This is a genomic window from Nodosilinea sp. LEGE 07298 (assembly GCF_015207265.1).
Taxonomy (GTDB): Bacteria; Cyanobacteriota; Cyanobacteriia; order Phormidesmidales; family Phormidesmidaceae; genus Nodosilinea.
Genome location: NZ_JADEXE010000312.1, coordinates 1 through 7,567, shown reverse-complemented (window position 1 = coordinate 7,567; position 7,567 = coordinate 1). Strand labels below are relative to the sequence as shown.

Below are 7,567 nucleotides of genomic sequence, written 5' to 3'. Positions count from 1 at the left end.
AGGAGAAACTGCCGCTTTATCTGGGGTTCTTTGAGTTCGTACACAATGCCCGTAAGCGAGGAAAGGCACTGCTGGGCAACCTATTGGAGACCTTGTTGAACTAGCTCCCCAAAATCCGTATTGAGCCTTAAATATAAGTCGATGTAGGTTGGGGTTGAGGCACGAAACCCAACGCCCGCATGGGTTACGCTGTCGCTAACCCATCCTACATTTGAATTGGCCCAGCTTATTCGACTGGTGAGTGCTAGGAAGTATGATCGATGGCTTGCGGTAGTCTCCACATTTATTAGTCTAGAGCTACGCAATCCATTAGCTGATATGGCAGGGCTGCGAACCAGGGCGACTAGACCACCCCCAATCTGCCTGATTGGTCGATAGAGCGAACTTAGCCTAGCGCAGATAATCCACTAAACAGCCTTATCGATCAACACTGTAGAGAGTTAGTCAAAACATTGGTTATGATCAGGCGCATTTTTACAGTAGCCATCTCTGTGAGCCTTTGCCTATGCTTCTGGCTCAGCAGGGCTGGACCATCCCAGGAGAGCTTGGCGATCGCTACGGGACGTGGCGGTGCAGTCGCCACTGTCGATACCGATGCTACCCGAATTGGCTTAGAGGTGCTGCGCCGGGGCGGCAATGCTGTTGATGCCGCGATCGCCACTGCTGCGGCCTTAGGTGTTACCGATCCTTTCTCTGCGGGCATTGGCGGGGGCGGGTTCATGGTCATCTATCTCAACGATCAGGACCGAGTCATTACCCTGGACGGGCGAGAGCAAGCCCCAGCAGCCACCACTGTAGACCTTTTCCAAGATCCATCCAGCCCTGGAGAACTGCTGCCCTTCTTCCCGAACCGCATTTCCTCTGGGGTAGCAGTCGGAGTACCCGGCACCCCCCTAGAGTGGGCTGAAGCGCTGGATCGCTATGGCACACTCTCTCTATCCGCAGCGTTGCAACCCGCTATCGCTTTGGCAGAGGATGGGTTTGTAGTCGATGGCACCTTTGCTCAGCAGGTTGAGCAAAACCAAGCCCGCTTTGCCGCCTTTAGCTCGACTCAGGCGCTGTATCTCCCCAATGGCCAGCCGCCAACGGTAGGCACTCGCTTCAAAAATCCTGACCTGGCTAAAACCTACCGCATCTTGGCTGAACAGGGCATAAATGCCTTCTATCGAGGTGAGATTGCTAAGGCGATTGTTCAGGCTGTCCAACAGCCCCCTGCCGTAGCCACAGCCCCCTTTCAGGTTGTCTCAGGAGCCATGACCCTGGCCGACCTCGACCACTATGCTGTGCGTGTGCGGCCCCCCACAATCACTCACTATCGAGGCTATACGCTCTACGGCATGGGCCTGCCCAGCAGCGGCGGCATCACCACTGGGGAAATTCTCAGCCTCCTGGAGGGCTTTGATTTGACCCAGGGCGATCGCGCCAAAGCTTGGCATACCGTCATCGAAGCAGAACGGCTGGCCTTTGCCGACCGCAACGCCTACCTAGGCGATCCAGAGTTTGTAGATGTGCCCCTCCCTGGCTTACAGAGCGAGGGCTTTATTCAAACTAGGCGGGCTAAGGTGGGCGATCGCGCACCCGACGATCCAGACTTTAGAGCGCCCCCTGGGGATCCGCTGCCCTTTCAGAGAGACCCTAGCCCCAGCCTGACTGGCCTACCATCAGTCGCTCAACTGGGCGAACAGTCGGGCCTGTCCACCACCCACCTGGTGACCAGTGACCGCTGGGGCAATATCGTCTCCTATACCTGCACGATTGAATCCATTGGCGGCTCTGGCATTGTTGTTCCGGGTTATGGCTTCATCCTCAATAATGAGCTGACAGACTTTGACCCCGTCCGTCCTCACCCCAATGTGCCCGAGCCATACAAACGTCCCCGCAGCAGTATGGCCCCCACCATTGTCCGTAGCCCCAACGGCACAATGCTGGCCTTTGGTTCCCCTGGTGGCCCAACCATCATTACGACTGTGGCTGGTATTGCCATTAATCTGATTGACTTTGGCCTGTCGCTCCCCGATGCGATCGCCGCCCCGCGCATTTCCCAGCGCAATACAGGCCCGACCCAAGTAGATAGCCAGCTCGAACAGACTACTTTGGGTCAGGAGTTAGTTGCCCTTGGTCATCACTTGGCTCCGGTGCCTGAGATTGGAGCCGCTGTTGGGTTAGTCATTTATCCCGATGGCTCTTTGCTGGCGGCGGCAGAACCCACTAGACGGGGCGGTGGGGCGGCAATGGTCAAAGACCGCTCCAAAGGGCCATAGCATCCAACGCCGCTTCCCTCTGCGCGGTAAACTCTGGCTGAATCAAGTCCGGCAGTAGCGTTTCTAGGGCTCCATCTAGTTCTAAGTGACAATCGCTATGACTAGTGGTTTTGATCCTTCGGCTGGCCTCTTGACTCAGTGAATATTGTGGTTAACGATAGGGCGGAGACGTTGCCAGTGGGGTGAGCTTTTAATTAGAGAATAAAGCCGTTTGAGACGTGAGTTCTAACTATCTTTTGACTACCGGCTAAACATCCTCATGTCAATATTTTTAGGACTTGTCTACACCCATGATTGAGATTCACGATTTTGGTGATGCAGCTGCGCACTACGGTGATCGACCTTTTTTCAACGTTTATACGGTTCTCAGGCGATCGCTTTGATGGCTGGGTCAGCGATTGGCGGTTGAAAAAAGGAATGGCAGATCACTTAACTCAGTCAGACCAGGCGTCGCAATCGGAGGTGTTTTGGGCACTGTATTGGCACAAACATTGGCAGGCACATGCTCAAGCAGAGGCCCATCTCCACGCCTATCTGCAAGAACCCTGCTACTGGGCGACTCAACGTATCACGCAGCGCTTTGCCTATGGGCTATGGACTCTAGCCGATGGGTTTCAAACGGCGATCGCCCACACTCCCAGCATTCTCAAGCGCTACAGACCTGACTACGGCAGCGATCTGAGAGCCTATGCCCAGGCTGCATTTGGTAACGTCATTCGCAATCAGCTGCGGCAGCAGCATGAGGCCAATATTTGCAGCGATTGGGGCCTGCTGCGTCGCCTCAGTCAGACCCAGCTCCAGCGATCGCTGCTGGCTGCTGGGGTGGCCCAGACAGAGTCTGCCATCCTGGTATGGCAATGCTTTAAAGCGGTTTGTCAGCCCGATCCCCAGCGCTCGGTGCGGGCTTTACCGCCGCCGACTGCCGACCAGCTCGCCCAGATGGCTGAGCGCTATAACCGGCAGCGAGTTCAGCTCAGCCCAATGCCTGCCCGGCTTAGGGCTGAAGACCTGATGGCCAGTCTGCAGCAGGTGGTGCAGGCGGCCCGTGCCTACCTAGCACCGACGGTGGTGTCGCTCAATCAGCCCCAGTTTGACCAGGCTGGTCCAGAACCGTTAGATACCTTGAGCGACGGCGATGGTCCGATGCAGCGGCTGCTGGCGGAGGAGGCCTACGCCGAACAGCAGCGGCGGGTGCAGCAACTGGAGGCCGTGCTGGGGGGGGCGATCGCTGCGATCGCCCCCGCCGATCAAACCCTGCTGCGGCTTTACTATCGAGAGGATCTAACCCAAGCTGCCATCGCTCAACAGCTGCAAATTCAGCAGTATCAGGTGTCGCGTCGGCTCAGCCGGGTGCGCCAGCGGCTCTTGGTCGATGTGGCCCGGTGGAGCCAGAAAACCCTGCATATTGACCTTGATTCCACCGTATTAGCCAGTATGAGCGACGCGATTCACGAGTGGTTACAGCGCCATTATCAAAAAAAACATCAGAACACAGCAGAGGATTTCGATGAGCTTGGTGTTTGACAATCCGGTGCAGCCCGTGCTGGCGCTGCCGCGCGATCTAGCGCTGTGGCAGCAGGGCGAGGCGATCGCCGATCCGGCGGCCCGCTGGCGGGTCTATCTGCATCGGCTGGGGTTGGCGGCGCTGCGCGCCTGGGTGCAGGACGAGGTTGATCAAGTCATGCCCCTCTGGCCCGCCGCCGATGCGGTGGATCTCTGGCAGGGGGTGGATGGGCTGGCCCTGGTGCTGGGCGATCGCCGCTTGGTGGTGATCTTGAGTGAGGCGATCGATGCCGCCTCGCTGGCGGTGCCCCAGGAGTGGGTTGATATTCCGGGCTGGGCAGCAGATTACTATGTGGCGGCCCAGGTGGATGTGGACGAGCAGCGGCTGGTGCTGTGGGGTTATGGCACCTACGCCCAGGTGAAGGGCCAGGGCAGGTATGAGCCGAGCGATCGCACCTACAGCCTAAGCGCAGACGACCTAATCCAAGACTTTTCTGTCTTTTGGGTGGCCCAACAGCTCGAACCGCTCCAGCCGGTTGCCCTGCCCGAACTTGCCCCGCTCTCGGCGACCCAGGCTGAGCGGCTGATTGAGCGCCTCGCCAGAGCGGTCGAACCCAGGCTAGAAATCCCCTTTGAGCTGTGGGGAGCCTTACTCAGTAACGCAGCCTGGCGGCGACAGCTTTGGCAGCGGCGGCAGGGCATAATGCCCGTAGATCTGGGGGGCTGGCTGCGGCAAGTATTCGCGCCGGGGTGGCAGGCTCTAGGGGAGCTGCTGCCGCAGTCTCCGGCGCTGGGGTTGCGCTCGGCAGAGACCAGCGGCACCGCGATCAGTCAGGGGAAGGCGGTCTGGCTCAACCCTCCCGGCTGTTATCTGGTACTGGGGGTGCGGATGGTGACAGTGGACGGCAACCGTCGCAGTATTAGCATCCAGCTATTTCCCTCGGGGGAAGATTTACTCCCCAGCGGTGTCACCCTGGCCCTCGCCTCGCCCGATGCCGCCGAGCATTTGCAAACGGTACAGGCCGGGGAGCACGATAATTACATTCAGCTGCCAGGTTTTCGCTGTCCGCCGGGCCAGCCTTTTCGGGTCAAGGTTCAGCTCGGGGATGCTATGGTGCAGGAGGATTTCATCAGCTAAGAGCTGAGACAATGGAACAGCGCCTTTTGCTCAATCTGGGCCAGGGCGATTGGCAGACGGGCTTTGCCAGCGTCACGGCCCAGCTTTGGGAAAATCAGCAGCCCCCGATTCAATTTGTGGGCAGTTTGCCGCCGTGGCCCCAGATGGCCACCCAGTATCAGCGCTGGCAGCAGCTTTACGAGGCCATCTACGGCAGCCAGAGCCGCTGGCGACGGGCCGCATCGCCGTTTGAGTTTGAAACGGCGGCGGTCACGAATGTGTCGCATCAGGAGTTTGCCACCCTCTGCACTGCCCTGCACAGCGATCTGAACCAGTGGTTGATGGCGGCGACCTTTGCCCCCATCGAGCGCCGTCTGCGCACTCACCTCTCGGCCCAGGCCGCCCTTCAGGTGATGCTCACGGCCCACGCCAAATCGGTGCTGCGCTTTCCCTGGGGGCTGTGGCAGCTGTTTGACGACTATCCCCAGGCAGAGCTTTCCCTCAGCCTGCCCGACTATCACCGCGCCCTGAAGCAGACCCAGGGCAACCCCACCGGAGCGGTCAGAGTCTTGGCGGTGCTGGGCAACGACACCGATATCGATGTGGAAACAGACCGACAGATTTTGAGCCAGTTGCCCCAGGCTCAGGTGACGCTCTTGGCCCAGCCCAGCCTGGGCGAACTCCAGCACCAGCTGTGGGAATTTAGCTGGGACATTTTGTTTTTTGCCGGGCACAGCACCAGTCAGGGCCAGGGCTACCTCCAGGTCAACCAAACGGAGTCGCTGTCCATTGAGCAGCTCAAATACGCCCTGGGGCGCACGATTCACAACGGCTTGCAGCTGGCCATTTTAAACTCCTGCGACGGGCTGGGCCTGGCCTGGGCGCTGGCCGACCTGCACCTGCCCCAAACCATTGTGATGCGGGAGCCGGTACCCGATGCGATCGCCCACCAGTTCCTCAAAGGGTTTCTGGCTGCGTTCGCCAGCGGCCAGCCGCTCTACAGTGCCGTGCGCGAAGCCCGCGAAAAGCTCCACGGGCTGAGTGAGCTGGGGGTCTGTGCGGCCTGGCTGCCGGTGATTGTGCAAAATCCGGCAGAGGTGCCCCCCACCTGGCCACAGCTGGCGGGTCAGCCCGAGCAGATTCTCACTCCGATGATGCGGCCTCAGCCACAGCTGGCCCCGCGTTGGGTGGGGCTGGGCAGCCTGGCCGTCACGATCGCAATTTTGGCCCTGCGCTGGGCAGGCATTCTGCAACCGGCTGAGCTGTGGGCCTACGGTGCCCTAATGCAGTTGCGCCCCGCCGAAACCCCTGACCCTCGCCTGGTGGTGGTGACGGTGGATGAAACCGATATTCAATCCCAAACGGCTGCTGACCGGCGCGGGTCGGTGGCCGATGAGACATTGCACCAGGCCCTGACCCTTTTGGCTGAGGGTGAGCCCCGACTCATTGGCCTTGACCTGTACCGCGACTTTTCGGCCCGCGATCTGGCTCTAATCGAAGCGCTGGGGCAGCCTAACCTGGTGGGGCTGTGCAAAAGCCGAGATGCGATCGCCGGCTCGGTCGGCATTAGCCCGCCGCCAGAACTGCCCCTTGCCCAGGTCGGCTTTAGCGACTTTATTGAAGAAGCCGACGGCCTGGTCAGGCGGCAGTTGCTAACCCTGACCCCCGATCCGGTGTCGCCCTGCCAGTCGTCCTACGGGTTTGCGGCGTTGGTGGCCATTCATTACTTAACCCAAACCGGGTTATCACCCCGCTTTACCGCCCAGGGCAATTTACAAATTGGCGATGTGGTTTTTCCCCGACTCAACCAGCGCACCGGCGGCTTGCAGCGGATAGACAACGGCGGCAACCAGCTGTTGCTCAACTACCGCGCCCTGCCCGATCCGGAGCAGATTGCGGCGACGATCTCGCTCCAGCAGCTTTTGAGTGGGCAGGTGAATCTGGAGCGGCTGCGCGATCGCATCGTCCTCATCGGTGTCACCGCTCCCAGCGGCGGCGACTACTGGTCGACCCCCTACGGTGCCCAGGCGCAGAGCCGCACGGCGGGCGTGTTCATGCAGGCCCAAATGATCAGCCAGCTGATCAGCGCTGTGGAGGACGGTCGAGCGTTGATCTGGGTCTGGCCCCAGTGGGCCGAGGCGCTGTGCATTGCCCTGGGGGCGATCGCCGGCAGCCTGCTGGCCCGGCGCTGGCAATCGGCCCGGCTGGCGCTGGCCTGTGTGTTGCTGACCAGCGGGTTGACGATAGCGGCCTGGGCCACCCTGCTCATGGGGGGGTGGCTGCCGCTGTTGCCCACCCTGGCCGCGCTGAACAGCAGCGCGTTGCTGACCGCCACCCTAACCCAAACCTCAGAACGCCATAGCCCTTTGAAACCAGCCGATGGGGGGCCTTAGTCAGTGTTATGCGAAATCTAATTTGGTAAACCCCGATTCATAAACAGGAACCCTGTAGGGGCGTAGCATGCTATGCCCCTACCAAGCGGGGGTTAGCCAAACAGGATTCGGTATTAACCCCTGATCAAAACGTTACAAAAATGACAATCTCTGGCCCCCTTCCCCCATACTTTGGAGAATGAGTTTTTGGGAGCATGACCATGAACAGTGCTGTGATGCGATCGCCCCTGCCCTTTGCGATCGCCGTGCTGGGGTTAGCCGCTACCCTCTGGTTGCCCCTGGCCCCCCTGGCC

Annotated in this window: 4 protein-coding genes and 1 pseudogene; all 5 read left to right on the top strand. The window is 59.8% G+C overall.

The annotated features are described in order from the left end of the window. Positions 1-104, top strand: a pseudogene (locus IQ273_RS36070) (DDE transposase); the annotation flags it as partial. A gap of 354 nt (positions 105-458) precedes the next feature. After that, complete coding sequence (ggt, locus tag IQ273_RS27760; RefSeq protein WP_194026368.1) at positions 459-2,261, top strand: gamma-glutamyltransferase; 1,803 nt, start codon at positions 459-461, stop codon at positions 2,259-2,261. A 315-nt stretch (positions 2,262-2,576) separates the two neighbouring features. After that, positions 2,577-3,785, top strand: coding sequence for a sigma-70 family RNA polymerase sigma factor (locus tag IQ273_RS27755; RefSeq protein WP_194026367.1), 1,209 nt, complete (start codon positions 2,577-2,579; stop codon positions 3,783-3,785). Then, a complete protein-coding gene (locus IQ273_RS27750; RefSeq protein WP_194026366.1) occupies positions 3,769-4,902 on the top strand; it encodes a DUF1822 family protein in 1,134 nt (377 codons plus the stop codon). Before IQ273_RS27755 ends, IQ273_RS27750 begins: the two co-directional genes overlap by 17 nt. A gap of 11 nt (positions 4,903-4,913) precedes the next feature. Continuing rightward, on the top strand, positions 4,914-7,274 hold the full coding sequence (locus IQ273_RS27745) for a CHASE2 domain-containing protein (protein WP_194026365.1): 2,361 nt from the start codon (positions 4,914-4,916) through the stop codon (positions 7,272-7,274). The last annotated feature ends 293 nt before the right edge of the window (positions 7,275-7,567 follow it).

Coding starts and splice junctions, on each gene's coding strand:
- IQ273_RS27745 (WP_194026365.1), top strand. CDS start 4,914: ATGGAACAGCGCCTTTTGCTCAATCTGGGCCAGGGCGATTGGCAGACG.
- ggt (WP_194026368.1), top strand. CDS start 459: ATGATCAGGCGCATTTTTACAGTAGCCATCTCTGTGAGCCTTTGCCTA.
- IQ273_RS27750 (WP_194026366.1), top strand. CDS start 3,769: ATGAGCTTGGTGTTTGACAATCCGGTGCAGCCCGTGCTGGCGCTGCCG.
- IQ273_RS27755 (WP_194026367.1), top strand. CDS start 2,577: ATGCAGCTGCGCACTACGGTGATCGACCTTTTTTCAACGTTTATACGG.